26 protein-coding genes are annotated in these 25,533 nt (G+C 63.1%); 10 read left to right on the forward strand and 16 right to left on the reverse strand.

Translation table 11 applies throughout. The features are described 5' to 3' along the window. Positions 1-18: 18 nt before the first annotated feature. On the forward strand, positions 19-810 hold the full coding sequence (locus BLT42_RS11865) for an MJ0042-type zinc finger domain-containing protein (RefSeq protein ID WP_091771054.1): 792 nt from the start codon (positions 19-21) through the stop codon (positions 808-810). Positions 811-839: 29 nt separating this feature from the next. Here the strand turns inward: BLT42_RS11865 and BLT42_RS11870 are convergent, their stop codons facing one another. The 3 genes from BLT42_RS11870 to argH all read right to left on the reverse strand — a co-directional run bounded on the left by BLT42_RS11870 (position 840) and on the right by argH (position 5,053). Then, positions 840-3,383, reverse strand: coding sequence for a DUF4175 domain-containing protein (locus BLT42_RS11870; RefSeq protein ID WP_091771056.1), 2,544 nt, complete (start codon positions 3,381-3,383; stop codon positions 840-842). A gap of 84 nt (positions 3,384-3,467) precedes the next feature. Further along, complete coding sequence (gene lptM / locus BLT42_RS15020) at positions 3,468-3,626, reverse strand: LPS translocon maturation chaperone LptM (RefSeq protein ID WP_143024131.1); 159 nt, start codon at positions 3,624-3,626, stop codon at positions 3,468-3,470. A gap of 11 nt (positions 3,627-3,637) precedes the next feature. Next, positions 3,638-5,053: an argininosuccinate lyase gene (gene argH / locus BLT42_RS11875; protein ID WP_091771110.1), complete on the reverse strand. Its 1,416-nt coding sequence runs from the start codon at positions 5,051-5,053 to the stop codon at positions 3,638-3,640. Positions 5,054-5,080: 27 nt separating this feature from the next. Here argH and BLT42_RS11880 point away from each other — a divergent pair, with 27 nt between their 5' ends. The 4 genes from BLT42_RS11880 to BLT42_RS11895 all read left to right on the forward strand — a co-directional run bounded on the left by BLT42_RS11880 (position 5,081) and on the right by BLT42_RS11895 (position 9,017). After that, a complete protein-coding gene (locus BLT42_RS11880; RefSeq protein WP_091771058.1) occupies positions 5,081-5,665 on the forward strand; it encodes a TlpA family protein disulfide reductase in 585 nt (194 codons plus the stop codon). A gap of 394 nt (positions 5,666-6,059) precedes the next feature. After that, complete coding sequence (locus BLT42_RS11885; RefSeq protein WP_091771060.1) at positions 6,060-6,359, forward strand: hypothetical protein; 300 nt, start codon at positions 6,060-6,062, stop codon at positions 6,357-6,359. A 44-nt stretch (positions 6,360-6,403) separates the two neighbouring features. Further along, positions 6,404-7,516 carry a helix-turn-helix transcriptional regulator gene (locus BLT42_RS11890; RefSeq protein WP_091771062.1) on the forward strand — a complete coding sequence of 371 codons (1,113 nt, stop codon included), beginning with the start codon at positions 6,404-6,406 and terminating at the stop codon, positions 7,514-7,516. 88 nt (positions 7,517-7,604) lie between these two features. Next, on the forward strand, positions 7,605-9,017 hold the full coding sequence (locus BLT42_RS11895) for an amidohydrolase family protein (protein WP_091771064.1): 1,413 nt from the start codon (positions 7,605-7,607) through the stop codon (positions 9,015-9,017). Between the two features lie 68 nt (positions 9,018-9,085). Here the strand turns inward: BLT42_RS11895 and BLT42_RS11900 are convergent, their stop codons facing one another. The 4 genes from BLT42_RS11900 to BLT42_RS11915 all read right to left on the reverse strand — a co-directional run bounded on the left by BLT42_RS11900 (position 9,086) and on the right by BLT42_RS11915 (position 11,793). Continuing rightward, positions 9,086-10,015 (reverse strand): electron transfer flavoprotein subunit alpha/FixB family protein, encoded by a 930-nt coding sequence (locus BLT42_RS11900; RefSeq protein WP_091771066.1) that lies wholly within the window; start codon positions 10,013-10,015, stop codon positions 9,086-9,088. Between the two features lies 1 nt (position 10,016). After that, the gene (locus BLT42_RS11905) at positions 10,017-10,766 is read right to left on the reverse strand and encodes an electron transfer flavoprotein subunit beta/FixA family protein (RefSeq protein WP_091771068.1); all 750 of its coding nucleotides are present in this window, start codon (positions 10,764-10,766) and stop codon (positions 10,017-10,019) included. A gap of 131 nt (positions 10,767-10,897) precedes the next feature. Beyond that, positions 10,898-11,446, reverse strand: a complete 549-nt coding sequence (locus BLT42_RS11910; protein ID WP_091771070.1) for a hypothetical protein — start codon at positions 11,444-11,446, stop codon at positions 10,898-10,900. Continuing rightward, positions 11,443-11,793 carry a PadR family transcriptional regulator gene (locus BLT42_RS11915; protein ID WP_176780349.1) on the reverse strand — a complete coding sequence of 117 codons (351 nt, stop codon included), beginning with the start codon at positions 11,791-11,793 and terminating at the stop codon, positions 11,443-11,445. The genes BLT42_RS11910 and BLT42_RS11915 overlap by 4 nt, the downstream gene beginning before the upstream one ends. Positions 11,794-11,904: 111 nt before the next feature. On the opposite strand from BLT42_RS11915, the gene BLT42_RS11920 reads away from it, so the two are divergent. Continuing rightward, positions 11,905-13,419: a serine hydrolase domain-containing protein gene (locus BLT42_RS11920; protein WP_091771074.1), complete on the forward strand. Its 1,515-nt coding sequence runs from the start codon at positions 11,905-11,907 to the stop codon at positions 13,417-13,419. Positions 13,420-13,475: 56 nt separating this feature from the next. Here BLT42_RS11920 and BLT42_RS11925 read toward each other — a convergent pair whose 3' ends face one another. Both BLT42_RS11925 and BLT42_RS15025 read right to left on the reverse strand, forming a co-directional pair. After that, positions 13,476-14,069, reverse strand: a complete 594-nt coding sequence (locus BLT42_RS11925) for a YceI family protein (RefSeq protein ID WP_091771076.1) — start codon at positions 14,067-14,069, stop codon at positions 13,476-13,478. 129 nt (positions 14,070-14,198) lie between these two features. Then, a complete protein-coding gene (locus BLT42_RS15025; protein ID WP_143024132.1) occupies positions 14,199-14,774 on the reverse strand; it encodes a cob(I)yrinic acid a,c-diamide adenosyltransferase in 576 nt (191 codons plus the stop codon). A 90-nt stretch (positions 14,775-14,864) separates the two neighbouring features. Between BLT42_RS15025 and BLT42_RS11930 the strand changes: the two genes are divergently transcribed. Next, positions 14,865-15,983 (forward strand): serine hydrolase domain-containing protein, encoded by a 1,119-nt coding sequence (locus BLT42_RS11930; RefSeq protein ID WP_176780350.1) that lies wholly within the window; start codon positions 14,865-14,867, stop codon positions 15,981-15,983. On the opposite strand, the gene BLT42_RS11935 is transcribed toward BLT42_RS11930, so the two are convergent. The 4 genes from BLT42_RS11935 to gluQRS all read right to left on the reverse strand — a co-directional run bounded on the left by BLT42_RS11935 (position 15,980) and on the right by gluQRS (position 19,182). Then, positions 15,980-16,189 carry a twin transmembrane helix small protein gene (locus BLT42_RS11935; protein ID WP_091771080.1) on the reverse strand — a complete coding sequence of 70 codons (210 nt, stop codon included), beginning with the start codon at positions 16,187-16,189 and terminating at the stop codon, positions 15,980-15,982. The two genes, BLT42_RS11930 and BLT42_RS11935, sit on opposite strands and share 4 nt — an antisense overlap. Next, positions 16,189-17,232 (reverse strand): Rieske 2Fe-2S domain-containing protein, encoded by a 1,044-nt coding sequence (locus BLT42_RS11940; protein ID WP_091771082.1) that lies wholly within the window; start codon positions 17,230-17,232, stop codon positions 16,189-16,191. Before BLT42_RS11940 ends, BLT42_RS11935 begins: the two co-directional genes overlap by 1 nt. Before the next feature lie 80 nt (positions 17,233-17,312). Then, complete coding sequence (locus BLT42_RS11945) at positions 17,313-18,239, reverse strand: hypothetical protein (protein WP_091771084.1); 927 nt, start codon at positions 18,237-18,239, stop codon at positions 17,313-17,315. Between the two features lie 82 nt (positions 18,240-18,321). Continuing rightward, entirely contained in the window at positions 18,322-19,182 is an 861-nt protein-coding gene (gene gluQRS, locus BLT42_RS11950; protein WP_091771086.1) for a tRNA glutamyl-Q(34) synthetase GluQRS, read from the reverse strand. Between the two features lie 120 nt (positions 19,183-19,302). Between gluQRS and BLT42_RS11955 the strand changes: the two genes are divergently transcribed. Next, the gene (locus BLT42_RS11955; RefSeq protein ID WP_091771112.1) at positions 19,303-19,965 is read left to right on the forward strand and encodes an alpha/beta hydrolase; all 663 of its coding nucleotides are present in this window, start codon (positions 19,303-19,305) and stop codon (positions 19,963-19,965) included. 221 nt (positions 19,966-20,186) lie between these two features. Next, positions 20,187-20,774, forward strand: coding sequence for an HNH endonuclease (locus BLT42_RS11960; protein WP_091771088.1), 588 nt, complete (start codon positions 20,187-20,189; stop codon positions 20,772-20,774). 577 nt (positions 20,775-21,351) lie between these two features. Here the strand turns inward: BLT42_RS11960 and BLT42_RS11965 are convergent. The 3 genes from BLT42_RS11965 to BLT42_RS11975 all read right to left on the reverse strand — a co-directional run bounded on the left by BLT42_RS11965 (position 21,352) and on the right by BLT42_RS11975 (position 24,523). Continuing rightward, on the reverse strand, positions 21,352-22,599 hold the full coding sequence (locus tag BLT42_RS11965; protein ID WP_091771090.1) for a hypothetical protein: 1,248 nt from the start codon (positions 22,597-22,599) through the stop codon (positions 21,352-21,354). Between the two features lie 356 nt (positions 22,600-22,955). Continuing rightward, positions 22,956-24,002, reverse strand: coding sequence for a serine hydrolase domain-containing protein (locus BLT42_RS11970; RefSeq protein WP_091771092.1), 1,047 nt, complete (start codon positions 24,000-24,002; stop codon positions 22,956-22,958). A gap of 80 nt (positions 24,003-24,082) precedes the next feature. Further along, complete coding sequence (locus tag BLT42_RS11975; protein ID WP_091771094.1) at positions 24,083-24,523, reverse strand: helix-turn-helix domain-containing protein; 441 nt, start codon at positions 24,521-24,523, stop codon at positions 24,083-24,085. Positions 24,524-24,811: 288 nt separating this feature from the next. Here BLT42_RS11975 and BLT42_RS11980 point away from each other — a divergent pair, with 288 nt between their 5' ends. After that, positions 24,812-25,027 (forward strand): hypothetical protein, encoded by a 216-nt coding sequence (locus BLT42_RS11980; protein WP_091771096.1) that lies wholly within the window; start codon positions 24,812-24,814, stop codon positions 25,025-25,027. Positions 25,028-25,533 lie beyond the last annotated feature (506 nt).

Genomic DNA, 25,533 nt, shown 5'->3' on the forward strand with positions numbered 1-25,533 from the left:
AAGGCGTAAGCGACTCAGATGAGCATAGTACTCAGCTGCCCTTCATGTTCTACGCGGTATCGCGCCGATCCGCATGCGATTGGCCTGAATGGCCGCCGCGTGCGTTGCGCGTCCTGCGCCCATGTCTGGACCGCCGAAGCCGAGGATCCCTCGGATCTGCCGACACTGCAACCGGCACCCCCAGAAGCCGAGCCCGCGGCCGAGAGCAAACCGCACACAGCTTTTCGTGAACGTCAGGCCAAGAAACGCCGGACCATGTCGGCCGCCGTTGCCGGCAGCGCCTGGGGTGGACTTGCCATTGCCTGTGCCCTGTTGCTGACCGCGTCCTGGATGTTCCGCGTTGATATCGTCACCCTGTGGCCCCGCGCATCCTCTGCCTATGCCGCGATTGGCGCGGAAGTGAATGCCTATGGCTTCACCGTCGGCGAGCTCACCGTCACGCGTGACAACGCCCATGGCGTGCCGCTGCTGGTGATTGAAGGCACGATCAGCAATCTCGACCGCCGGTCGCGGGCGCTGCCCGCCCTGCGCGCCATACTGCGGGACGAAAACAGCGAGTCACTGCTGGAATGGAGTGTGGGCCTGCAGGGCGCTGCTGTCCCGGCCGGCCAGGTCCGCGAATTCCGCACCGTGGTGAGCGACCCACCGCCGGCCTCGGCTGAGGTTGAGGTTGTGCTGGTCGCGGATGCCATGCCGGTTCACCGCGCCACCCCCGAGGGCGCGCATACACCCGAACAGGTTGCCGCCAGCGATACGCACGCGGCACCCGCTGCCGGTCACGCGCCGGAACCGGACACCGGTCACCACTGATTTCTGGTGAATGGATGCGTTCGCCGACGCTAGAAGCGGTCGAGCAGGCGTTCGATATAGTCGAGCTCGTCCTGGGGGCGGCCGGCTTCGGCTGCGCGGCGGCGTAATTCCTCAAGAATGCTGCGTGCACGGGCCCGGGACATTTCCTCGGGAATTTCAACGCCGGTACCGTCGGCAAAGGCGCCTTCCGACGGACGGCCGAGCGGGTCGCGTTCCTGCTCGCCTTCGCCAGCCTCGCCCTGGGCATCCTGCATACGCTCGAGCAATTCCTCGGCCAATTGTTCAGCCCCGGCGCGCAGATCGGCCAAGGCATCATCCTGGGCTTCCAGAGCGGCTGCCGCATCACCTTCGCCGAGTGCATCAGCCGCCGCCCGCATCGCGTCTCCGGCCTGGGCGAGAGAATCGCTGCCGCCATCCGGCAGGGCTTGCTGGGCCTCGGCGAGCTGCTGGGCCAGCGCATCCTGCATGGCGCCGAGCGATTGCGCACTGGCACCGCCGCCATTCTGGTTCTCCGCCAGGCTTTGCGGCATGTTTCCGTCCTGCTGACCGGTCTGGCCGCCCGACTGGGGCTGTGAGGCACCACCGGATTCCTGCTCCTGATTGAGCCCGAAAGTCTGGTCTTGCAAATCGCGCTGGTTGCCGATGACGTCCCCAAGCTCCTCGAGCGCTTGCTGGATCGCCTCGGAAACCGCATCGCTCTGTTCGCCCTCGCCAGAGCCCTGTCCCATTTGCATCTGCATATTGCGCAGCAATTCGCTTAATTGCTGCAAGGCCTGGCGGGCATCGGCGGTGTCGCCAAGCTCGGCGGCTTCGCGCAGGGCATCGAGCATCTCCTGTAGCGCGCTGTCGTCGAGAGACGGGCCTTCGGCATCGTCACTCTCGCCGCGCCGTGCGGCTTCGGCGGCCATCGCCGCCATGTAATTATCCATCGCTTCCTGGAAAGCGTCGAACAGGGCGGCCAGCTCGGTCTCGTCAGCGCCGCGCGCGAGCGCTTCCATCAGGGCACGCTCGGCAGCGCGCAGGGCGGCCTCCGCATCGGCCAGTGAGCCCAGTTCGGCGCGCAGGGCGATCTGCCATAAATCGGCGTCCAGCCCGGTCAGGTCTGCCTGCCGGCGCGAGCGCCGCAGCCGTTGAACGCTGGCGCGCAGGCCAAGATAGACGACGGCATCCTCAAAAAAGCGCGCCGGCGCATCGGTGATGGCATCCAGCGCGCGGGCAGCGAATTGCAGGCCCTCCGGCGCACGCTCAATACGGCGCTCCGGTTCGTCGGCGAGATAGGCCATCCCCGGTGCGATATCCTCGGGATACAGCACAGGCCGGACCGGCAGCGGCGCATAGGCCTGATCGGCCATGAGGACATTGCGGCGTTGTTCGGCAACGGCGCGAGCGAGTGCATCAAGGAATACCCGCGACGGGAGCGTGATCCCCAGTTCCGGCGAGCGGCCGGTATTGCCGCCGGCATCATCGGCGGCGATGCGGATCGTGACCCGGCTGCCGGCCAGTTTGTGCTGTGCGGTTTCAAGCAGGGTGCGTACGCCGTTCTCCGTGTCGAGATTGGTGATGCCGGCCGGGGTAACTTCGATGCGTTCCCAGGGCGCGTCGGGCTCGGTCTCGGGCCGCAATTCCAGCGCATAGGCGGTCGCGCCATAATCATCGACGACGGAGAATTGCAGGTCGATCTCGCCGCTGGAATTGGCGTCGGGCACGGCGAGCAGGCGCACAATGGGCGCGCGGTCGGGGATGACGGTCAGGGTCCAGTTCTGGCGGGTCGGGCCCGCGGCAAGCCGGATGGTCGCATCATTGGTAATCGCCAGGCGGCTATCCCAGACGCTGTCGCCGATCGCGCTGGCAGTGGCACGTTCCGAACCGGCGTCGTCGCGGCGCGTCAGCACCGGGGCGCGGCGGCTGCCGGCGATACGGGCGATGAAGCTCGATCCGGCCGGGACGTCCACCGTGCGGGTTTCCGCCGACAGGAAGATCGGCGCGCGGCCGGTATAGGCCGGCGGATCGATCCAGGCATCTACGCTGACATCCAGCCCGCCGACCTGGATTGGCGCGAGGCTGAAGGCTTCGCCGAGACGGTCCTGTGCTGCCGGTCCGGCCATGAACCAGGAGACCAGCAGGGCCAGGGTCAGGCTTCCGCGCAGCGCCCAGCGGTCCTGTTGCGCCCAGGCAGCCTTGGGCCGACGAGCCCGGGCCAGGTCCAGCCGCCGGGCCATACGGGCCTGGTGTTCGTGCCAGACCTGGAGCGCGACGGGATCATTGGTGGGGGGGGTATCAAGCAGGGCTTCGTGCGGCCGGGCACTGATACCGGAATCTTCTTCAACGCGGCGGGCGAGGTCTTCAACCTGCGGCCAGGCAAAACCATTGAGGCCCTTGCGGGTCAGCCAGACGGCGCCGGCCAGTGTTGCGAGTGCATAAATGGCGCGCCAGGGGTCGCCGATCATTTCCCACAGCCCCAGCAGGGCAAGCACGGCAAAGCTCGCTGCCCAGGCAAGGCCTGGCCAGACCACAGGCACAGCGCGCTCCCACATCAGAGCGCACCATGCGACGATCAGGGACCGACGGTGCATGGATCAAATCTAGCACGCTGCGGCGCGCCGGATAGCGCGGTAAGCATTACGTTTTGTTGAAGTGGGACGTCTGCGGGCAATGCGTTATCGACCGGCACTGTCATCCGGCGTGTCGGCCGCAGTTTCCGCGTCCTGCGGATGGCCCCACATCGGCTCGGGCCGTTCGAGATCGCCGCGCAGGCCGCAGGCCGCCAGCGATGCGGTGCCGAGGAGGATCAGGATCAGGCTATACAGGCGTTTCATCATGCTTTCCTTTATGCCGACAGGCGGGCTTTCCAGGCTTCGACCTGCTCGCGCACCCGCACCGGCGAGGTGCCGCCAAAGCTGGTGCGGCTCTGCATCGAGGCGCGTGCACTCAACACTGAATAGATGCGTTCGTCGAGGCCGGGCTCGACCGATTGCATGGTCTCCAGTGGCAGTTCAGCCAGTGGCACGCCGGCCGCTTCGGCGAGGCGGACAATCGATCCGGAGATGTGATGGGCATCGCGGAAGGGCTTGCCCAGTTCGCGCACGACGAAATCGGCCAGATCAGTCGCATCGGAATAGGCTTCGCCCGCGGCTTCTTCCATCGCATCGCCATAGAAGGTGAGATCGGCCGCCATGCCAGCCATGGCCGCCAGGGCCAGTTCCAGATCATCGACGGCCTGGAAGGCGGGCGCCTTGTCTTCCTGCAGGTCTTTGGAATAGGCCAGCGGCAGGCCCTTCACCACGACCAGCAGTCCGGTCAGCGAACCGATAATCCGGCCCGGCTTGGCGCGAACGAGTTCGGCAGCGTCCGGATTGCGTTTTTGCGGCATGATGGAGGAGCCGGTCGACCAGGCATCTGACAGGGTGGCGAAGCCGAAGCGGCGCGTGCACCACAGCACGATCTCTTCGGCAAAACGGGACAGGTTCACGGCACAGATCGCGGCGGCTGCCATCACCTCCAGCGCGAAATCACGCGCCGCGACACCGTCGAGCGAATTGGCCATCGGCCGGTCAAAGCCGAGTGCCCTGGCGGTCATGTCGCGGTCGATCGGGAAGGCCGTTCCGGCCAGGGCGGCGCAACCAAGCGGACTTTCATTGAGGCGTTTGCGAGCGTCGGCAAAGCGGCCGCGATCGCGTTGCGCCAGTTCGACATAGCTCAGGAGATGATGTGCCAGCGAGACCGGCTGGGCGGTCTGCAGATGCGTAAAGCCGGGCATCACCTGGTCGATATGCTTTTCGGCCTGTTCGACGAGTGCGCGCTGATAGGCCTCGAGCCCGGCATCAATGCGGTCACAGGCGGCGCGCAGCCAGAGGCGGAAATCGGTCGCGACCTGGTCATTGCGCGAGCGTGCCGTGTGCAGGCGTCCCGCCGGTTCGCCGATGATATCCTTCAGGCGGGATTCGACATTCATGTGCACGTCTTCAAGCGCGGCCGACCAGGGAAAGTTGCCGGCGCGGATCTCTTCACGCACTTGTGTCAGCCCGCGCGTGATCTCCGCAGCATCGGCACTTGATATCACCCCGGTCGCCGCCAACATCGCGGCATGAGCCAGCGATCCGGCGATATCTTCTTCGGCCATGCGCTGATCGATATCGATCGAGGCATTGATCGCTTCCATCACCGCCGAGGGTCCGGCCGCAAAACGGCCGCCCCACATGGCGCTCGCACTGGATGTTGGTGTCTTTTTGGTGTCGTCTGCCATGAGCGCCCCGCCGATCAGGAGAATGAAATGCAAATATCGCCCGTCAAAGCCGGTATCACGGCCATGCTCGTCATCGGACTGGTCGGGTTTCTATACGTGTTCATATCCGGCACGGGCAAGAGTGAAACCGGCTCGCTGGACAGCTATGCGCGCGGGGAGATGGGCGGATTCGTCACCCTGGATGATGCGCCGGCCCAACCGGCGATGGTCTATACCGATCCGGATGGCGGTGAGCACTTGCTGTCGAATTATCGCGGCAAGGTGATCCTGTTGAATCTGTGGGCGACCTGGTGCGGGCCCTGCGTCGAGGAAATGCCCGCGCTCAACCGGCTGCAGCAGCAAATGGGAGGCGATGATTTTGACGTCGTCACCATCAGCTTCGACCGGTCCTTTGACCCGATTATCGAATTCTTCGAGCGTGAGGAAATCGATGCCTTGCCGGCCCTGCGCGATGCCAGCTTCACCAGCCATAATCTGGTTGGCGCGCTCGGCCTGCCCATGTCGATCCTCTATGACACCCGGGGCCGCGAGATTGGCCGCATGCCGGCCCCGGCCGACTGGGACAGTGAGGACGCGCACCGCCTTGTGCAGGCGGCGATCAATCGCGGCTAAAAAAAACGGGCCGCCCCGCAGGACGGCCCGAGTCGTGTATCTGGCCCGGAGGGATACCGAGCAGTGAGACTGATCCGGGGAGGGATAGTTTCGGGATCCTGACTAGGCGCGGCGCACGACGGTTTGATGACGACAGTGCGACGCTTTTGCGGCGTATCCAGACAAAATAGGGGCCGTCACGTCAGGTCCGATGCGCCGGATCCGACGATGCAGCGTAGGCCGGGCGCCGCATTCCAGATCCAGCCGGACTGGCGTGGTAGCTGGTGCCCCGGCGGATGTCCTGATGGTCCAGGATGATCAGACCGATACGGGCGGGCAGAGTTTCAAGTTTGTTGATTCGCGGTCTGTGATCGCGGCGATTGAGGCGAGTGCCATCGCGGACTAGACAGTCGGGATGGCCTTGCTCGTCCCGATCGTCCTCGTCCTGATCCTGGTTTTCCTGGCCCTGCGCTATCGCTCGCGCGATAGCGGGCTAAAGGCCTGTCTGTGGCGTATCGAGCAATCCCTGGCCGATACACCGGAGCACGGCGAGACCATGGGCCTGGCGCAGGCCGATGCCGATGCGCTGCGCGAGGCACCGGAACACCTCTTTCGGCTGGTCATCTCGGCGATGGAGGACGGGACCCCTCGCACGAGAGCGCAAACGCTCACCGCGATCCGCGAGTATCGCGAGTTCCGGGGCTGGAAAGTTTGATGGCCGGAGATTGCCTTCGTTCCGGGGGCGGCTAGTCTCTCGTTATGACCCTGTTCGCTGTCAATCTCCTGCAATTTGCCCTGATCGCGGTGGCCGGTCTGGGTGTCGCTCTGACCGTGACCCAGCCGAGATTGCGGGCCGTGTCGGCCGTGCTGGCCATGTCGGCGATCTGGATGGTCTTCAATTTTCTGGAAGAGACATCCGGCTTCCGGCAGATATGGCTGGTCACGCCGGCTTTTCGACTGGCCTATCCGCCTCTGGTCTATCTGCTGGTGCGCGGCGTGATGATTGCCGGGCCGGCCCTGCGCTGGCGCGACTGGCCACACGCCCTGCCATTCCTGGCCGCGCTCGCGCTGACATCGCAGATCGAGCTGGTCGAACACGCTGCCCGGATCAGTCTGTTTGCCTATTCCGCCGCCGCCCTCCTGCTGGTCCGTCGTTTTCACCACGCGACCCGGGACATGCGCTCCGATGCGCGGACCATCCAGTTAAACTGGATGGTCGCGATGATCGCCTTCTACGTCCTGGACGGTGTGTTTGATATTTTGCGTATGGATGCCCACTGGCTGCACTCCTACTGGCCTTGGCTGGGCACGTCGTCGGCCTATGTTTTCCAGATCGCGGTGTCGCTGGTTTTCGTCGGTGTCCTGGTCGTTCTGGCCGTCCAGCATACCCGCCTGTTTGCGGGCCTCGATGACCGGGTCCTGGAGGCCTGGGCCGAAGGGCGTGCCGCTTCACAATCGCCCGATGACGCGGCCGTTGCCGGCGCGGCTGCGATCGCGGATTTCAAGCGGGTCGAGACCGCAGTCCGCGATGGGGCGCTCTACACCGAACCCCGGCTGACCCGGCAGGAGGTCGCGGCGGCCTCCGGCCTGACCGAACGCGCCGTGACCCTGGCCATCAAGTCGGCGACGGGGCGGAATTTCAATGACTATATCAACTCGCTTCGGATCGAGGATGTCTGCGCGATGATGCAGGAAGATGCCCGGACGGGGACGCGCCAGCGTGTGATTGACCTCGCCTTCACGGCCGGCTTCAGCTCCAAGTCCGTTTTCAACGCGGTCTTCAAGCGCGAGACCGGCCTGACGCCATCGGCCTTCGCGGCCGCCAGGGATGCCGCGCCAACAGGTGCGAAATCCGGTTCGGCCGACAGCTGACGCATTCCGCACGTCCGGAATCCGGATCTCGGGCGATCCGTCCGGATGCCTGTGATCCTGTCATCCCGTCATCAATCGGGAGACAGACATGCTTCGACTTTTTATGGCCTTCGGGCTTCTCGTCAGTATCGCCGCCGCGTTGCTCGTCGCTTGGGCGCATCAATTGCCGGCGGTGATGCGTCCGGATCGTGAGGCGCCGCGATCCTATCTGATCACCAATGCAAGCCTGCTCGACCCCGCGGCAGGGAGTGTGCAGGCAAATGGTCATGTCATGGTGATCGACGGGCGGATCGATCTCGTCGGGACGGGGCCCCTGCCGGCACGGCCCGGCGGTATCGCGCAGATCGATGCAGGCGGGCGCGTCCTGATGCCGGGCCTGATTGATGTGCATGTCCATGTTTTCGACGAGACGGATCTGGCGGCGGGCCTGGCCCGCGGCGTCACGACGGTGCGCAATATGGGCGGCTTTCCCTTTCACCTGCCGCTTGCCTCGCAAGTTGAGCGCGGGGAAATACTGGGGCCGCGCCTGTTGACGACCGGTCCGATCCTCAATGAGGTTGGTGGCCGCAATGGCAATGCCCTGCATGAAGCGGTCGACGGCGCGGACGAGGCGCGGGCCAGTGTGCGCCGGCAATACGCGGCCGGTTTTCGCCATCTCAAACTCTACTCGAACCTCTCCCGGGAAAGCTTCGCGGCAATCCGCGACGAGGCGGCCGTTCTGGGCATGACGATGGGCGGACACCCGGTCGAAGGCACACAGGCCGATCCGGTCGACTTCGCGGCCTCGCTGGATGCGGGTTTCCAGACGCTCGAACACACCGAGTCAATCGTCTGGCACGCGTTGAATGACGAGACTGAGCCGGAGGGCGTTCGACAGCTTGCCGAGCAGATCGCTGCCTCAGGCACGATGATCGATCCGACATTGGTGGTGCATGAAAACCTGGCGCGGATCGTGGAGACCGAGGGGGCTCATATCACCCGCCCCGCCATGGCGAGCTATAATCCGGTGATTGCCGGGTATGAGCAGGAGAATTTCGAATTCTGGTCGCAATACCAGCCGGATGACCGCTCCCGCATGCAGGCCTTCTATGTCGAGGTCACCGGCGCCCTGCACGCCGCCGGTGTGCGCCTGACAGTCGGGACGGATTCCGGTGTCATGGCAACGCCGCACGGCATCTCGACCGTGCGCGAAATGGAGATACTGGTTGATGCCGGACTGACCCCGTCCGAGGCGATCCGCGCCGCGACGCTGAACGGGGCGGAGGTGTTGGGGCTGGACGGGCAGATCGGTTGCCTGGCGCCGGGCTGCGCCGCCGACCTTGTCCTGGTCGCAGGCGATCCAACGCAGGACATCGCATGGCTCTACGAGATCGACGCAGTGATGCGCGATGGGCGCTGGCTTGATTTTGACACGCTGACGGCCCTTGAAGAGGCGGGACATCACCCCTCATCACTGCGCACCTGGTGGCGTCTGGGACAGCACACCCGGGCGATACACTGACGGTAAACCGCCAAGAAAAAGGCCCGGCTGAAACAGCCGGGCCTTGATCGTTTCGATGCGAAGTCGGTCTAGCCCAGCGCCGCGTCGAGCTCGGGCAGGGCCACGAACAGGTCTGCGACGAGGCCGTAATCGGCAACCTGGAAGATCGGGGCTTCCTCGTCCTTGTTGATGGCAACAATGACCTTGGAATCCTTCATGCCGGCGAGATGCTGGATCGCACCGGAAATGCCGACCGCGATATAAAGGTCAGGCGCGACGATCTTGCCGGTCTGGCCGACCTGGTAATCATTCGGCACGAAGCCGGCGTCGACCGCAGCGCGCGAGGCGCCGACGGCGGCACCGAGCTTGTCGGCGATGGAATCGAGCAGGTGGAAATTATCGCCCGATTGCATGCCGCGTCCGCCGGAGATGACGATCTTGGCCGCGGTCAGTTCCGGACGGTCCGATTTGGACATTTCTTCCGAGACATATTCCGATTTGAACGGGCCGGAGGAGGCCGCCATATTGTCCTGGGCCGCCGAACCGCCATCGCCAGCCTTGGCGAAATTGGTTGGGCGCACCGTGATGACTTTCTTGGCGTCGCTCGATTTGACCGTCATCAGCGCATTGCCGGCATAGACCGGGCGCACAAATGTGTCCGGGCTGACGACTTCGATGATTTCGGAAATCTGCATCACATCGAGATGGGCCGCGATGCGGGGCATGAAATTCTTGCCCGTCGTGGTCGCAGCGGCGAGCACCGCGTCATAATCGCCCATCATCGGGGTGATCAGGGCGTCGAGTGCTTCCGCAGTTGGCTTGGCGAAGACATCGGCTTCGGCATGGATCACCTTGGTGACGCCATCGAGCTTGGCAGCGGCATCGGCGACGCCCTGCGCGCCGGAACCGGCCACGAGGACATGAATATCCCCGCCCAGGGCCGCGGCGGCGGTGACGACGGCACGGGTGGCGTCATTGAGCTCTTGATTGTCATGTTCGGCAAAAACGAGAACAGCCATATCAGATCACTCCCGCTTCGTTTTTCAGTTTGTCGACCAGTTGAGCGACGGATTCGACCTTGATACCGGCCTCGCGCTTCTTCGGTTCGGTCACCTTGACCACTTGCAGACGCGGCGCGAAATCGACGCCGTAATCGGCCGGGGTTTTCATGTCGATCGGCTTGCGCTTCGCCTTCATGATATTCGGCAGCGAGGCATAGCGTGGCTCATTGAGGCGCAGGTCGGTGGTGACGATGGCTGGCAATTGCAGCTTCACCGTCTGCAAACCGCCATCAATTTCGCGGGTTACGCTGGCAGCACCATCGGCAATCGCGACTTCCGAAGCGAATGTGCCTTGCGGCCAGTCGAGCAGGGCGGCGAGCATCTGGCCGGTCTGATTGCTGTCATCATCAATCGCCTGCTTGCCCAGGATCACCAGTTCCGGTGATTCTTCCGCGACAACGGCTTTCAGCGCCTTGGCGACGCCGAGCGGTTCGACCAGATCATCGGTCTGAATCAGAATGCCGCGATCGGCGCCCATGGCAAGCGCGGTGCGGATCGTTTCCTGCGCCTGGGTCGGTCCGACCGAGACGACGATGATTTCTGTCGCGACACCCTTTTCCTTGAGACGGATCGCTTCTTCGACCGCAATCTCGCAGAACGGGTTCATGGACATTTTGACGTTGGCGAGGTCAACACCTGACTGATCAGGCTTCACGCGGACCTTCACGTTGTAATCAACGACCCGTTTGATGGGGACGAGAATCTTCATGCCGGAGCTCCGAATTTGGACGCGCACGGGGAGGGGCGCACCTTGAAAGGACAGGCGCCGAACCTGCCTATGCCTGCGCTTTAAGTCAATGTGACGCGTTGGCTGACGTGCGCGTCAAATCACAGCAGGTCTCAATCCTTCATCCAGGCCGAAACCGCGCCTCCCGGCGCAACCGCGAAACGCCACAGGGCGTAGAGCCCGGCCGAGGCGATGGCACATATTGTCAGGATCGCCGGGATGAACCAGGCGCCGAGCACTTCCTCGGCACCGTCCTGCGCTTCGTAGGAGAGGGCCCAGTCGCCGCTCGCGAAGTGCCACAGGCCGACGCCCTGCGCATTGAAGATTTCCATCACCGCCATATGGAGAAAGATCAGCACGAAGATCCCGGCGACGCCGAGCGCCAGGATTGAGCCGTAGTGGAGGAGAATGGCGGCCGGGCGGCGCCAGGTCGGCGGCGCGGCAGGCAGATCGCCATAGCCGGCGATGGCGGCCTGAAGCCGTGTAAACTCGTCACCCTCGGTCAGCTCCGCCATCGCGTCGCGGATATGGGTGGCGGCTTCGGCGCTGATGTCTGCGCGGTCGGCGGCGTCGAGATTGCGATTGGCCCAGCCGAGACGGCGCTGGAAATCCTGCCACAGGCGGCGGGCCTGCGGCGTTGAGAATGCGAGAAGCCCGGTCATGATGTCACCTCCTGGGCATCCAGCGCGGCACTCATCGCCGCCCAGATGGCCTTCATCTCGGCGAGCACTTCGGCGCCGAATTGTGTGGTTGTGTAGTATTTGCGCGGTGCGCCGCTGTCCTCGGCCACCCATTCGGCGGTGACCAGCCCGTCATTGCGCATCCGCGTCAGCACCGGATAGACCGTGCCTTCGGCGAGGTTTTCGAAGCCGGGCACCTGTTTCAGGCTGGCGACGATCTGATAGCCATAGGCGCGGCCGGCCTGCAGGCGGGCCAGCAGCAACATCTCGAAATACCCCTTGCGGGCCTGGGAAATCCAGCGTTCCAGCACGCCTGCCTTATCCGTCATGTCCGCCATGAATGCCTCGCCGATCTAGTTCGCCCATTGGTATCCCTTGTATTCCCTTATAGCAAGATATATAGCAATGCATAGTAGTTGCTATAACCAAGGAATAGACCAATGCGCACACTCAACCTCGTCCGCCTCGTCGCGGGATTAGCGGCGCTGGGCTGGGTCGCCTTCATTGCGGCAGACCTGCGCCCCTTCACCGGCATTGATCCGGACGCCTCGCCGGCAGAGATGGCGGCGGAGCTCGACAGCGTGCTCGACCGGGCGATGCGGCAATATTCGATCGCTGGCGTCGCCGCCGGTGCGCTGCGCGATGGGGAGGTCATCTGGTCGGCCCGCCGCGGCGCGGCGCGCGAAGACGGCTCGCCCGTGACCGGCCAGACCGCCTTCAATCTCGGCTCGATCTCCAAACCGGTCACGGTCTGGGCCGTTCTCACCCTGGCTCGGGACGGACGCATCGATCTAGACGCGCCGGTCCAGTCCTACCTGACCCGCTTCACCCTGCCCGAAAGTGAATTCGACCCCTCGGGTGTGACCATTCGCCGGCTGCTGCAGCATGTCGGCGGCATCAATATCCATGGCTATGGCGGCTACAGCCCCGAGGAGGACCAGCCCGCCGATATCGTCGAGCTGTCACAGACCTATGAGCCGCTCCAGCTGGTGCGCGAGCCGGGTAGTGCGCCGAGTTATTCCGGCGGCGGCTATGTCATGCTGCAGATGATGATCGAGGATGTGAGCGGGCAGGGCTTTGATGCCTATGTGCGCGAGCAGGTCTTCGCGCCGCTGGGCATGAACGATAGCGGCTTCATCGAGGCCGATCTTCCCACCCGATCGGCGGCGTTCAATTATTATCGCCGGGAAATCGAGGATTTGCGCGATGTCGCGCTGGCGGCCGCCGGTGTCTATGTCTCGGGCGATGACCTGGAGGCTTTCCTGCGCGCCCATCTCGATGGCGGCGGTGTGCTGTCCGCTCTGTGGCTCGACCAGGCCTTCGCCCCGTCGGAAGGTACGCCCGGAATCGGCATGAGCTATACCCGCCTCGAAACACCGGCCGGACTACTGATTGGCCATGGCGGCAATAATTCCAGCTGGAATGCCCAGATCTATGTCCGTCCGGCAACCGGCGACGCCTTCTACTTCATGACCAATGCGACCTCGGGCGCCCAGCTCGACTTCGATCTCAGCTGCACCTGGTTGTCAGCGGCCCGCGAGATGGATGTGGAGGCGGTCTGCGCCGAGGCTCTCGAGCTGACGCACCAGATCAGCCTGGCGGCAGGCCTGACCGGCCTGGGCGCGATCGCGGTTTTCTATTGGTTGCTGGCTGGTTTCGCCGCGGGGCGACGGCGCTTCAGTGTTCCGCCAAAGGGTCGCGGTCCGCTGCGTTTGACCGTGCGGCTGGTTCTTTGCGCGGTGTCCGTGATCGCCGCGAGCGTCGCTGCTTGGTTCTTCTACACCAACTCAGTGATGTGGCGTACGCAGGTCATCCTGATCGACGAGATGCCGGTCGATGAATTTGAACGCCTCTTGCCGATGGTTCTCGCCTTGCTGACCGGTTTGGCCCTGAGCCTGTGGTCCAGTCCGGTTCCGCGAGCTGTCAGCGGCGCGGGAAAAACGCGGCAGGCCTGAGCCTGACCTGATGCTGCAGGCGCGCCGGGCGCGTCTGCAGCATCTGCGTCAAGTCGCTATTCGGCTGGCGCGGGAACTTCCATCTCGGTCGAGATGAAAAGGTCGATCTCGTCGGAGACATAAGGGACGGCATAGCCCATATCCCATTGCGAACGGACCAGCATGCCAGTGGCGGTGAAACCGAGCTTGGAGCGGCCATCGCGGGTTTCGCCGGCATTATTGAGCGTGACATCCAGGGAGACCGGGTGGGTCTGGCCATTCATGGTCAGATCGCCGGTCATCACGCCGGTCTCGCCATCTTCGGTCTCAAAACCGGTGCCGACAAAATGCGCCGTCGGGGTGAGAGCCGTGTCGAAGAAGTCACCGGAATTGAGATGGCCGATGAAAGCGTCCTGCCCGGCACCCGCCCACAGGCCGCTGATCAGGTTGAAGGTGATATCGACCGTTGAATTCGCCGGAGTCTCCAGGTCGAGATCGAGCGTGCCGTCATAATCGGTGAATTGCAGAGACTGGCGTGAATAGCCCTGGTGGTCCCAGCTGGCGCTGACGACGGTGTGGCTGCGGTCGAATTCATAGGCGACAGGCTCGGCTGACGCGCTGGAGAAAGCCAGCAGGGCAGCCGGGGCAGCGGCGAGAAAAAGGCGGAACATGCGGTCACTCCCAGGTGATTTGAAAACAGTGTGCATTGAAAACTGTTCGCAACACATAATGCGTCTGGCGGGGAAATCGAGCCCGCTCGCGCGAAGTTGATGTTTCCATGCCGGAAAGAATGCGCGGCCTCAGCGTTCGCCGCCGGGCACCCAGAGCACATCGCTGCGCCCTTCATCATTGGTGATGCGGGCCATCACGAAAATCAGATCGGACAGGCGGTTGAGATATTTCAGCGCTGCCGGATTGATGCGGGCGCCACCGGCGATAAGGGCGGAGAGTTTGCGTTCGGCGCGGCGGCAAATGGTGCGCGACAGGTGCAGACGTGCGGCCGCCTCGCTGCCGCCGGGCAGGATGAAGGAGTTCAGCCGCGACAGGCGCGCATTGAGCGCGTCGATCTCGGTTTCCAGACGGGTCACCTGGCCCTCGGTGATGCGCAGGGGCTCGAAGCCAAGCGGTTCATCGCTTTCAGGCACACACAAATCACCGCCCAGATCGAACAGGTCATTCTGGATCCGCTTCAGGGCCGCATCGAGTTCATGCCCGCCGCCGAGTGCGGCGCGGGCAAGACCGAGGGAGGAATTCGTCTCGTCAACATCCCCGTAGGCATCGACCCTCGGGTCATGCTTCACTGTCAGGGACATGTCGCCGAGACGGGTTTGGCCGGCGTCGCCGGTACGGGTGTAGATTTTGTTGAGCTTGACCATGATGTCTGTCTAGCGCTTCGGCGCGCGCGGCGCGAGCCCCGCATCAGAGACAGGTGCCTGGCCAATCGCGCAACAGTTCAGGGAGATGAGATGATGATCCGCAATGTCGCAATCGCGTTGGCCGTACTGGCCAGCCCTACAGCCCTCGCACAATCCGCAGCCAATGATGCCAGGCTCGCGGCCCTGGCGCAGCAGGCGCGCGCAGCGAGCGGATCGCCGGCGGTTGCGGTGATGCTCTGGCAGGACGGCGAGACGCGCATCGGTGTGGCCGGCGTTCGTGCCGAGGGCAGTGATGTGGCGGTTACGCCTGATGATCTCTGGCATATCGGCTCCGACACCAAGGCGATGACGGCGATGCTGGCGGCGCGGCTGGTGGAGGCAGGTGTCATCAGCTGGGACGACACGATTGGCGAGCATCTTGGCGGTGTGATCGAGGACATGGACCCGGCCTATCCGGCGCTGACCTTTCGCCATCTTCTCAGTCATCGTGCCGGACTGCCGGCCAATATAGGTCTGGTCGACATGATCCGCTTTCAGATGGAAGGCACCGGTGGCCGGTCCATGCCGGAGCAGCGGCTGGACTACGCTCTCAGAATGTTGCGCACGGCACCCGCGGCCGATGCCGAAACCGAATTCCTCTATTCCAATGCCGGCTATGTCGTCGCCGGTGCCATGCTCGAACAGGCCACCGGGCAGAGCTGGGAAAACCTGATGGCGGCCCAGGTATTCGAACCACTCGGCCTGGCCTCGGCCGGTTTCGGACCTCCGGGCAGCGCCGACGAACTCGACCAGCCGCGCGGTCACCGCTCCGGCCTGCTCGGCGGTTTGACGGCCGTGCCGCCGGGGCCGCGGGCCGACAATCCGCCCGTGCTCGGACCGGCGGGAACCGTGCATGTCTCGCTGGTGGATCTTGGACGCTATCTGGGCGCCCAAATGGCGGGTAATCGTGGAGAGGCGGGCGATTACCTGACGGCAGACAGCTGGCAGACCCTGCACACGCCGCCCTTCGGCGGCGATTATGCCCTGGGCTGGGCGCTCCAGAATGGCCGCCTGATCCATGCCGGGTCGAACACGATGTGGTTTGTGCAGATCGTGATGGATCCGCAGCGCGACCGTGCTGTGGTCATTGCCTTCAATGATGGCCGGGTGGACAGGGTCGCGCCGACGATGGCGCCGGTTTTCGAGGCCTTGCTGCCAGAGGCCGACTAGCCGCCCCAGTGTTCCTTGGCGAAATAGATCAGCCCGATCAGCACGACCGCAGAGAATTGCAGCACGATCCGCAGCCGCATCAGCTTGTTGGAGCGCGAACGTGCCTCATCGCCGGAGCGGTAGAGGGTATAGATGCCGAAACCAAGCACGATCACGACAGCGAGCATGGCGATGTAGAGCAGTCCGGTTAGCAGATCGACGGCCATCAGCTTCTCCAGCGTAGGGTGGCGGGTTTGACAGGATTGACGAAAGCCTCGCCGGTTTCGCGATGCTTCGTCCAGGCGCGTTTGAGCGCGAAATACCATTTCGCCTGCACGTCGGCATCGTGGATCAGCATCAGGTCCGGATCATAGGCGAGCCCGATCTGTTGCGCATTCACAGCCTCGCGATCCTGGCCGACGAAAATCTCGATCCCCTTGCGGATCAGGAAATTCGGCGTGATGTGCAGGAGCGGGTGATCCCAGTAGACGACGATGGTGATGGCGGTCGAATTCTCATTGGTCGGCGTCACCGCGGTGAAGCCGGTGAAATGCTTGCCGCCCGCCTTGACGTATTCGGTACGCAGGCCGGGAATCTCGAAGCGGATCTCGGTCTGCGGCTCACCGAGCAGGGCGTAGAGATAGGAATTCTTCGACGGCACGTGCGGCAGCATGGAAAAGCCGCGTCCGACGGGCCCGAACTGCTTGGCCTTGTCGTGTACCGACTTGCCCGAGCGCCACCACCATTGCCGGTGGATGAAGGGAATGTGCGCCGGGTCCATCAGGCCGATCACGGCATGGTCGACATGGCAGTTGAAGACGTCATGGATCACCATGCGCGGCTTCTCGCCCTCGGGCAGATCCAGTTTCGGCGGCGCGATCGTCGGCTCGGGATTTTCGTCGGATCCGTAATAGATCCAGACCAGGCCCTGGTCCTCATGCAGCGGGAAGGTGCGGGTGCGGATCTTGGTGAGGTCCATCGCTTCGGTCTGGTCGGCGGTCAGCGAGGGAATGGCGGCGCAAGAACCGTCCGTGCGGAAACGCCAGCCATGATAGGGGCATTCCACCTGGCTCTCGCCGTCATGGCATTGCATTTTGCCGCCGGAGAGGAGAATGCCGCGATGCGGGCAGACATCCTTCATCGCGAAGGCGCGGCCCTCATGGTCGCGGCCGAACAGGATCGCCTGGCCCAGCAACTCGCGGTGGAGATGCTGGCCCGGTTTGAGCTCGCTCGAAAGCGCCCCGAAATACCAAAGATCGCGCAAAAACATGTTCGCGTGATAGCGGCTCAGACGGCGCTTGCCTAGTTCCGGTGCCCGGCACCGGCTGCGACATGATCGCGGGGCCGGGTCTAGCGGCCGAGAAAGGCTGAGACCACGGCGTCCGACGCGACCAGGATTTCCGGCTTGTCAGTGCGCAGCGCAATCTGGTCGCCGGGGAAGAATTCCAGGCCGGGCGGCACGGCGGCGGCGGGTTCGCCATACTGCGCGGTGAGCATGTCGCGCAGCCGCGCTTCATCACCGACACCGGTGAGGATCCAGGCCAGGGCAAGCCGGCCATCGGCAAATACGAATTCAATCTTCCGGTCGAAGCCGGCGACGTCATAGCCGAAACAATCAATCTGGGTCTGGGTCGTATTGCCGGTCGGCAGGCCGGGCTCGTCGTCGAAGGTTCGGGTAAAGGCGCAGGCGGCCTCGATTTCCGGCGCCAGAACCTCCAGCGTTTCGCCCAGACGGATTTCAGCAGGCATTGTAAAGCTCAACGCCTGCGCCGCAGGCAGGGCGGCCCCGTCGAGGGCGGGATGGCGCCACATGAAGAGATTGGTGTGTAGCCCGTCGGGATTGAGCACCCAGACCGTGTCGCTGGCACTATCAATCAGCACGCCCGCGTCCGGCCAGACGGTGAAGTCGCGAAACTGCTGGGCCTCGCCTTGCTGGGTCAGAGCCCCGGCGCCGCCCGTGGCATTGAGCTGAACCAGGGCGCCATCGCCGAGGGTGAAGACGGCCCGGTCGAGGCGCGCGCCGGAGGCCATGTCGAGCCCGTCGCAGACGAAATGCGTTTCGCGTTCGGCCGCGAGCGGGAAGCGCGGCGTGGCGACATCAATCCGCTCCAGACCCTCGCAACGTTGCTCCAGCAGTGTTTCCAGCGCTGCATCCCCGGCGCCCATGGCGAGGACCGGATCGATGGCTTCCAGCGGGTCGGCGAGGGCCGGCGCTCCGGCAAGGGCAAGGCTGAGCGCGGCAGCGGCGAGCAGGCGTTGGCGGATTGTCTTTGTCATGGCATCGGGTCCCGGATTTGCGTGTCTTCCAGAGTCTGGATGCGTGGGAGTGCGTCTCTGGATGCATGACAAATCAGTAAGCTCAACGCAGAAAGATCGAGCGCAGCCCCTCCGAGGTCGCGCCACTTTCGCGCATCGCCTGCAAGGTGGCCGCCTGGTCGCGCTTGGCGAAGCGCTTGCCGGTCTCGTCCAGCAGAAGACGGTGATGGCGATAAATGGGGGTGGGCAGGTCGAGCAGGGTCTGCAGCAAGACGTGCAGCGGTGTCAGCTCGAACAAATCCTCGCCGCGGATGACATGGCTGATGCCCTGCAGCGCATCATCATGCACGACGGCGATATGATAACTGGTGCCGACATCCTTGCGCGCCAGCACGACATCGCCGAGCGGGGTTGGGTCGGCCCCCACTTCGCGCGGGCCCTGGCCTTTCGTTGCGCTGGGGCCTTCCTCGACAAAGCGCATCGCACCAAACCGCTCCCCGAGATGATCGCGGCAGCGATCCAGCGACAGCCGCCAGGCATAGGCCTCGCCGGCTGTCAGCCGCGCCGCTTCCTCATCCGCCGACATCGGCGTGTCAGGTCCGCGATAGACCTCGCCGACACCGTGCGGCGCGCGGGCGATATCCTCCAGGATTTCGGTTCGCGTCTTGAAGCAGCGATAGACGAGGCCGAGCGCCTTGAGCCGTTCCAGCACAGCGGCGTATTCATCAAAATGCTCGCTCTGGCGCCGCACCGGTTCTTCCCAGTCGAGCCCGAGCCAGATCAGGTCGTCAAACAGCGGCGCCTCGAATTCGCGTTTGCACCGCGTGGTGTCGATATCCTCCAGCCGCAGCAGGAAGCGCCCGTTATTATCACAGGCCGCACGCCAGGCGGTCCAGGCCGAGAAGGCATGGCCCAGATGCAGATAGCCCGAAGGCGAGGGGGCGAAACGTGTGACGAAATTCATGGCGCTATCGCAATGCCAATTCGCGGCACTTGTCAAAGCCAGCGCCGCGCGCAGCCCTCACGCGTTGACAGCACCGGCGCGAATGCTGACTTTCCGCCCGGTACCGAGCAGGAGAACCGCATGACCCCGATTGATGGCCCCCGCCTTGCCCCGCGCGATGGACAGCCACCGCGCAAGCTGGTGATTTTCCTGCATGGCTATGGCTCCAATGGCGATGACCTGATCGGGCTGGGCCAGCATTGGGCGCCGGCCCTGCCGCATGTGCAATGGGTCTCCCCGAATGCGCCTGAAGCCGTGCCGGGTGCGCCCAATGGCTATCAATGGTTCCCGATCTCCAATCTCGACCCCGACCGCATCGAGGCCGGCGCCGCCATCGCCGGGCCGATCATTGACCGTTTCATCGACCAGGAATTGGCGCGCTACCGATTAACCGAGGCCGATCTGGTGCTGTGCGGTTTCTCGCAAGGCACCATGCTTTCCCTGCAGGCCGGGCTGCGCCGCGAGCGGCCGCTGGCCGGCATTCTGGGCTATTCCGGTGCCCTGCCGGGCGGGCCGAAGCTGAAGCAGGAAATGCGCTCCAAACCGCCGGTGATGCTGATCCATGGCGATCAGGATCCGGTCCTGCCGCTCGGTTTCATGTTCGATGCGCTGGAAAATCTCGCCGCCGCCGGTCATGGCGCGCAATGGCATATCTCCCAGGGCCTGCCGCATTCGATCGGCCAGGACGGGCTGGAGATCGGCGCGCATTTCCTCAAGACGGCCCTGTCCGGCGGCTATCGCTGAACCAGCCGGCGCGTTCAAGCGCGTTACCACGTGTCGCACCTGTTGTGGCAGCGATGTCATAGGAGCGTCACCGAAACGGGTCTAAACTCGCTCCAAGGACGTTCGATCCGATTCGCTCATCGGGCGGAGGGTCGGTCCAGGGAGGTGCGTTTTCAGGACGTTTGTCCGCGATACATCCTGCCCTCGCGGCTTTCGGGCCGCCGGTCACAGGGGAGGCGGCCATGCAGGTGCTTGCTAAAGCCCCGCAGGGATGGCCCTGTCTGGTGCTGAATGCGGACTTCCAGCCGCTCAGCTATTGGCCGCTCTCGACCTGGCCGTGGCAGGAAGCGGTCAAGAATGTCTTCCTCGAACGCGTTGCCATCGTCTCCAATTACGAGGATGTGGTACACTCCCCCACCTTCGAAATGCACGTCCCCTCGGTCGTTGCCCTGCGCGATTACGTCGCCCTCGACCGCACCCCCGCCTTCACCCGCTATAATGTCTGGCTGCGCGACGGTTTCAAATGCGCCTATTGCGGCGCCGGCGGCCATGGCGGCAGCGAACCGGGCACCGAACGGCTGACCTTCGACCATGTCATCCCGCGCCGCGCCGGCGGCAAGACGTGCTGGGAAAACATCGTCGCCGCCTGCAGCCCCTGCAATCTCAAGAAGGGCGGCCGCAATCCGCGCGAAGCCCGCATGCCGCTACGCCGCCCGCCCCAACGCCCGAGCATGTATGAACTCCAGGCCCAGGGTCGCCGCTTCCCGCCGAAATTCCTGCACGAAAGCTGGCTGGATTATCTGTATTGGGATGTGGAATTGGAGCGGTGAGGGGGAGGGCTCAACTGCCATCCTTCACGGACCCGAGGTCGCTTTTCGGGTCGCGACGGATCGCCCAAATCAGGCTGGCGACGGCGGCGATCATGGAGGACAACGCGAAAATCAGTGGGGCGTCGATGACTATCATTTCGGGGCCTTTCTCAATCGGAACTGGGTTTGTCTTCGGTCCATACGCATACGATTGTGTGGGGTGAGGCAAATGCAAAAAGGTCTACTCGTCCGGTGCGTTCTCAATTGTTTCAGTGCCTTATGTGGAAACTCAGAGGCAAATGGACATTTTCGCCCCATTTAGGTGAGGAAATTCAATGTTGGTGCAGGCATGTTCGCTGCGGTTTGGAGGTTCGCTGGGCCCCGTAGTCCCAAACATTCCCAGTTGCTTCAAATAGAAAAATGACTGCGCGGACTACGATAGGTTTTATAAATCAATTGATTATGGCGTGGTGGGACAATCGCATGGGCATTTTCGCCTCATTTCAAGTGGTTCGAGCCCGATATGGGAGGCAGCCCGCCGCACCAGATCGTCCACGCTGGGTCACAAATCCCACCGGATACGATTAATTCTCTGCGCCTAGAGTTCGGGCATCCACCAGCGTTCCGGGTTGTGAACCTGCGCCAGGTCACGGAATGGGTTTCGCTGTAGGGCCGCCCTGAATTTCACAGGCGTCACTTCGGGGAGGTTTGTCGCTGAGATGATCCTTCGCCAAACGCTAGCTACAGAATGAATGTGGCCGATCGAATGACTGCGCGACGATGGCCAAATAAAATCGCTCGAGATCAAACTTTGGTTGCGTAGTGCGTGGGCTTTCATGAGCCACTCGGCAGCGCGTACAGAAATTCGTTCTGCGGCTGTTGGCTGATCAGACCAACGAAGTTCAACGCTTGCAGCGCGGCTAGTTCGATGGTCCTTCCATTCGTAGTAGATGATCTGATCCCAGCGCGCAGCCAGCAGTCGAGACAGGGGGCACGACGACAGCTCAAAAAATAGGCGAAGGGCATATTTCGGAGCCCAAGGCGCGTCGCACTCAGATATGGCCCACAAAAAATTTTCGACATCGCGGCTCTTCCACGAATCAATCTCGCGTTCGACCTCGAGAGTTGGACGATCAATGCGGAGGTTTTGAATTTGCCTCCGCCAGACCTTCGTGACGTTACCGAGAGTGTTGGCCAGCTCTATCGACCGCCCAAGCAGCCCTCGGAGAATATCGGCGCTCGCTGGCGGAAGCGCTGGTGTGTTCAAGAACTGCTCAATGGCGTCCAGATTTAGGTCACACATTTTCTCCGTTTGCAGAGCTCGTGGGACGTGTCGATAGAAGAGGCTGTCAGCACGATCGACCTGGGCTGTATCCAGTCCAGCGCGTCTCATCCCATTTAGTTCCAAAGCCACCACTCGCTCTAGGGAGCTGTTGGCAAGCTCATCGCGGCGGCGGGCCCGAAACTCGGCTTGAGCCCGTTCTTCATCCGCAATGGTTGTCTCTCCCCGGATGCCTCGAATTTCTTCTCGTGCCCAGGCCCGCGCAAAACCCAGAAAATCCTCGATCTGGGGAAGCTTGGTGCGTTCCTCCCTTCGCAATAAAAATGGGTCTCGCTCGGTCCTCCACTTGGAGTAACCCATCCGAAACGTGAAGCTTCGCCGGATGCTCTTTCCGTCAGCATCTTTCGTTCTGATACAATAAGCCTTGGAGGTGTTTCCTTGCGGGGTCCTCCAAACACGGAGGCCGAACCGCCGAATCTTGAGGTCCGCGATCCAGAGCTCGCCCTCGGCAGGTGCTTCAGCGTCACGCACGAGTGCGGGTGTCAAGACGGTTCGTTCAACCATTGGTCCACACTACTCCAGGCGCAAGCGATTTCCATATAGATACTCCAACCGCCGACTCGACCTCGCTGCCCAGTCCCCCCCTTAAACCCCTTGCCAAGCAGTGCGCCAGAGTGGAGTTGAGCCGTCAAGGGCGCCTCCGGCGCCGCTTTGCGGGCATGCCCCTTGACGGCTCAACTCCACTCTGGCTGGGTCTCGGCATGGGTTTCAGGGCAGGGTGTGTCCCTGCGGGACCGCCGAATTATCAAAAAAACAACCAACCTTGTCATCCCCGCTCTGCGTCCGGCTCAAGGCCGGACATCCGGCGGGGATGACAAATGATTGGGTGGTTTGGGGGGGGGGGGCAAAATGCGCCAGCGCTACTCCCGCCGCAATATCCGCAACACCCGATCATAAACCACTTCCGTCGCCGTCCAGGAATTCCCGCCGCTCGTATTCACGAACTGCACCACCACGGCGTCGATATCGGCGTGATAGCGGGCAATGCTGGAATAGCCGGCGAGCAGGCCAGTATGGCCGTATTCATAGACCGATGAATAGATCGCCTGTTCCTCATCGGTGAAGAGCGAGCCGTCATTGAGGGCGCGCAGGAAGATGCCGGTGTCTTCGGCGGTCGCGACCATGGAGCCGCCGGGGACATGGTGGACGCGTGAGCGGAAATTCTCCTGCGGCCAGCCTGGATCATAGCCGCCGGGGATGCGCTCGATGTCAACATCATCCACAGAGGCGAAGGTGTTGGTGAGACCCAGCGGGTCGAGGATTTCGCTGCGGATGAATTGCTGGTGCGGATAGCCCAGGGTCTGGTCGAGAATATTGCCGATCAGCAGGTAATTCGTGTTGGAATACTGATAGCGCGCATCGGGCTCGAATTCGGCCGGATCATCAAACACCAGCGCCAGATAATCATTCACCTCGCCCGAAGTGATCGCCCAGCGATCCGGATCCTCGACCCAGTTGGGAATGCCGCTGCGATGCTGCAACAACATGCGCAGCGTGATCCGGTCGGCATAGTGGATCTGGTCGACCAGTTCGGGGAAGAAGTCCGCGAGTGTAGTGTCGAGATCCAGCTGGCCGTCAGCGACCAGCATGCTTGTTGCCGCCGCGATATAGAGTTTGGAGATGCTGGCGATCTTGAACAGGGCGTGCGGATCGGCGCGGATTTGAAGCTCTCGGTCAAACCACCCGCCGGCATGGAATTCCGGCTCATGCCCGGCCCTGTCGATATAGAGGATGACCCCGTCCAGCCCGTAATCGAGGACATGCTCGACCTCGTCCTGCACGCTGGCGGGCAGGGGGCGCAGGTAGGAGACCGCTTCGCGCCAGGGGGCGAAGAGATAGAGGCTGCCGGCTGTGACGGTGGCCGCGGCCAGCCGCAAGCCCCAGATCGTTGCGCGTGTTGTTTTCATGTCTCGAACTCTCGATATTCTCCGATGGCCCGGTTGAAGGACAGGCCGTCCGTGTTCAAAGCGGTGAAGCGACGCCGCGCTCAATCATCCATATATCGGGTGATGAGCTCGATGGTCACGACGATCGCGGCATGGGCAGCGAGGCCGACCGTCCACCAGATCAGCGCCCACTTCATCACAAAACTGCCGACAGCCAGACAGATGGCGGTAAACAGGACAAGACCCAGGCCATAAGCGGCGCAATGGATCCAGAGAACCAGACGCGCCCCCGCCCGGACCTTCACATTGCGGCGCTGGACGATCCCGCTTGCCTCGACTTCCGGGTCAATGACCAGCGCGATCGCTTCGACATTGAAGGCGGCGGCCAGGGCCGTCAGCGAGTCCCGCGAGGCCTGTTCGCCATTCTCGATCCGCTGCACGGTCCGAAGGCCGATACCGGCCAGTTCGGCGAGGTGTTCCTGTGACCAGTGACGCTCTTCGCGCCAGCGTTTGATCTTGTCCGCGTCGGTCTTGTAAGCCATGAATTGCTCCTCGGTGGCAGGGGTGATTTGAAGCCGTCCCAAAACCACACTTACCGGATGTCGAGCCACGTCAGCTCCGCGCCACAGTCACGTCATCAGCCCGCCACGGACCCGCCAGGCGCCGGCCGATACCCAGGCTGACCCCATTTAAGAGCCGAGCCGCGAGCCTGTCCAAAGCAAAATCCGGAACGCCCCCCGATCCCGGGCCCGGTTTCATCCTTGCCCGATTTGCCATAGCCCCGCCTGTCCTCACCGGGTGACCAGCCGCCAAACTGCGGGGGATATAGTATGGAATTCGGTTCGGTCAGCGAAATTGTGACGGCGATTGCCTCGGTGGTGATGGCGCTCAGCGTGATTGTTGCGGCGCTGCAGCTGTCGGAAAGCCGGGCCAACTGGGTTGCCGGGAACAAGCGGCTCAAGAAGCAGGCGGCGATTGATGCGGCCAAGATCTATATCGACAATAAACGGCCCGAACTCGGCTTCCTTGCGGAGCCAGGGACCTAACGGCCTCCTTCGCGCAGTCATTCTAACTCATCCGCGGTACACAGGGGACCTCAGCGTTAGCGCTGGCCGTGTGTATCAGCAGAGCGCGCCGGCCAGCCGCATAGCTGAGGTCCCCCGGACACTCAGCCGCGCACAGCGCGGCCGAGCACCGTGGGATGATGGTGGGGTGGGGTGTTTGGTGCGGGTGATTATTCGGCGCAGACGGGGCTTATCCAGCATGGCCGTCAAATATTTGCGTCACCCTGACGAAGGTCAGGGCCCAGTTCATCGAGCGGCAAGGCACGGAAATCTGGCGCCAATTCAATTCCCGTCGAGTTTGAAACTAGGTCCCGACTTTCGTCGGGATGACGAGTTTTGAGTGATGTTATCCCCACCCCTCCAACGTGCGCGCATACTTCAGCCGTTCCGGTTGCACGGGAGGCGTGAGCTCAGTCATTCGCGGCGATCGGGAGCGTGGAGCTCGTCCGGGCAGAGGGGTGACATCCCGCGCTCTGGTGAGGCCATGA

The sequence above is a fragment of the Maricaulis salignorans genome, assembly GCF_900103475.1.
GTDB classification, from domain to species: domain Bacteria; phylum Pseudomonadota; class Alphaproteobacteria; order Caulobacterales; family Maricaulaceae; genus Maricaulis; species Maricaulis salignorans.

Excerpts from the sequence above, each read along its gene's own strand:
- BLT42_RS11865 (WP_091771054.1), top strand. The coding sequence starts at position 19 with ATGAGCATAGTACTCAGCTGCCCTTCATGTTCTACGCGGTATCGCGCC.
- BLT42_RS11870 (WP_091771056.1), bottom strand. The coding sequence starts at position 3,383 with ATGCACCGTCGGTCCCTGATCGTCGCATGGTGCGCTCTGATGTGGGAG.
- lptM (WP_143024131.1), bottom strand. The coding sequence starts at position 3,626 with ATGAAACGCCTGTATAGCCTGATCCTGATCCTCCTCGGCACCGCATCG.
- argH (WP_091771110.1), bottom strand. The coding sequence starts at position 5,053 with ATGGCAGACGACACCAAAAAGACACCAACATCCAGTGCGAGCGCCATG.
- BLT42_RS11880 (WP_091771058.1), top strand. The coding sequence starts at position 5,081 with ATGCAAATATCGCCCGTCAAAGCCGGTATCACGGCCATGCTCGTCATC.
- BLT42_RS11885 (WP_091771060.1), top strand. The coding sequence starts at position 6,060 with ATGGCCTTGCTCGTCCCGATCGTCCTCGTCCTGATCCTGGTTTTCCTG.
- BLT42_RS11890 (WP_091771062.1), top strand. The coding sequence starts at position 6,404 with ATGACCCTGTTCGCTGTCAATCTCCTGCAATTTGCCCTGATCGCGGTG.
- BLT42_RS11895 (WP_091771064.1), top strand. The coding sequence starts at position 7,605 with ATGCTTCGACTTTTTATGGCCTTCGGGCTTCTCGTCAGTATCGCCGCC.
- BLT42_RS11900 (WP_091771066.1), bottom strand. The coding sequence starts at position 10,015 with ATGGCTGTTCTCGTTTTTGCCGAACATGACAATCAAGAGCTCAATGAC.
- BLT42_RS11905 (WP_091771068.1), bottom strand. The coding sequence starts at position 10,766 with ATGAAGATTCTCGTCCCCATCAAACGGGTCGTTGATTACAACGTGAAG.
- BLT42_RS11910 (WP_091771070.1), bottom strand. The coding sequence starts at position 11,446 with ATGACCGGGCTTCTCGCATTCTCAACGCCGCAGGCCCGCCGCCTGTGG.
- BLT42_RS11915 (WP_176780349.1), bottom strand. The coding sequence starts at position 11,793 with ATGACGGATAAGGCAGGCGTGCTGGAACGCTGGATTTCCCAGGCCCGC.
- BLT42_RS11920 (WP_091771074.1), top strand. The coding sequence starts at position 11,905 with ATGCGCACACTCAACCTCGTCCGCCTCGTCGCGGGATTAGCGGCGCTG.
- BLT42_RS11925 (WP_091771076.1), bottom strand. The coding sequence starts at position 14,069 with ATGTTCCGCCTTTTTCTCGCCGCTGCCCCGGCTGCCCTGCTGGCTTTC.
- BLT42_RS15025 (WP_143024132.1), bottom strand. The coding sequence starts at position 14,774 with ATGGTCAAGCTCAACAAAATCTACACCCGTACCGGCGACGCCGGCCAA.
- BLT42_RS11930 (WP_176780350.1), top strand. The coding sequence starts at position 14,865 with ATGATGATCCGCAATGTCGCAATCGCGTTGGCCGTACTGGCCAGCCCT.
- BLT42_RS11935 (WP_091771080.1), bottom strand. The coding sequence starts at position 16,189 with ATGGCCGTCGATCTGCTAACCGGACTGCTCTACATCGCCATGCTCGCT.
- BLT42_RS11940 (WP_091771082.1), bottom strand. The coding sequence starts at position 17,232 with ATGTTTTTGCGCGATCTTTGGTATTTCGGGGCGCTTTCGAGCGAGCTC.
- BLT42_RS11945 (WP_091771084.1), bottom strand. The coding sequence starts at position 18,239 with ATGACAAAGACAATCCGCCAACGCCTGCTCGCCGCTGCCGCGCTCAGC.
- gluQRS (WP_091771086.1), bottom strand. The coding sequence starts at position 19,182 with ATGAATTTCGTCACACGTTTCGCCCCCTCGCCTTCGGGCTATCTGCAT.
- BLT42_RS11955 (WP_091771112.1), top strand. The coding sequence starts at position 19,303 with ATGACCCCGATTGATGGCCCCCGCCTTGCCCCGCGCGATGGACAGCCA.
- BLT42_RS11960 (WP_091771088.1), top strand. The coding sequence starts at position 20,187 with ATGCAGGTGCTTGCTAAAGCCCCGCAGGGATGGCCCTGTCTGGTGCTG.
- BLT42_RS11965 (WP_091771090.1), bottom strand. The coding sequence starts at position 22,599 with ATGGTTGAACGAACCGTCTTGACACCCGCACTCGTGCGTGACGCTGAA.
- BLT42_RS11970 (WP_091771092.1), bottom strand. The coding sequence starts at position 24,002 with ATGAAAACAACACGCGCAACGATCTGGGGCTTGCGGCTGGCCGCGGCC.
- BLT42_RS11975 (WP_091771094.1), bottom strand. The coding sequence starts at position 24,523 with ATGGCTTACAAGACCGACGCGGACAAGATCAAACGCTGGCGCGAAGAG.
- BLT42_RS11980 (WP_091771096.1), top strand. The coding sequence starts at position 24,812 with ATGGAATTCGGTTCGGTCAGCGAAATTGTGACGGCGATTGCCTCGGTG.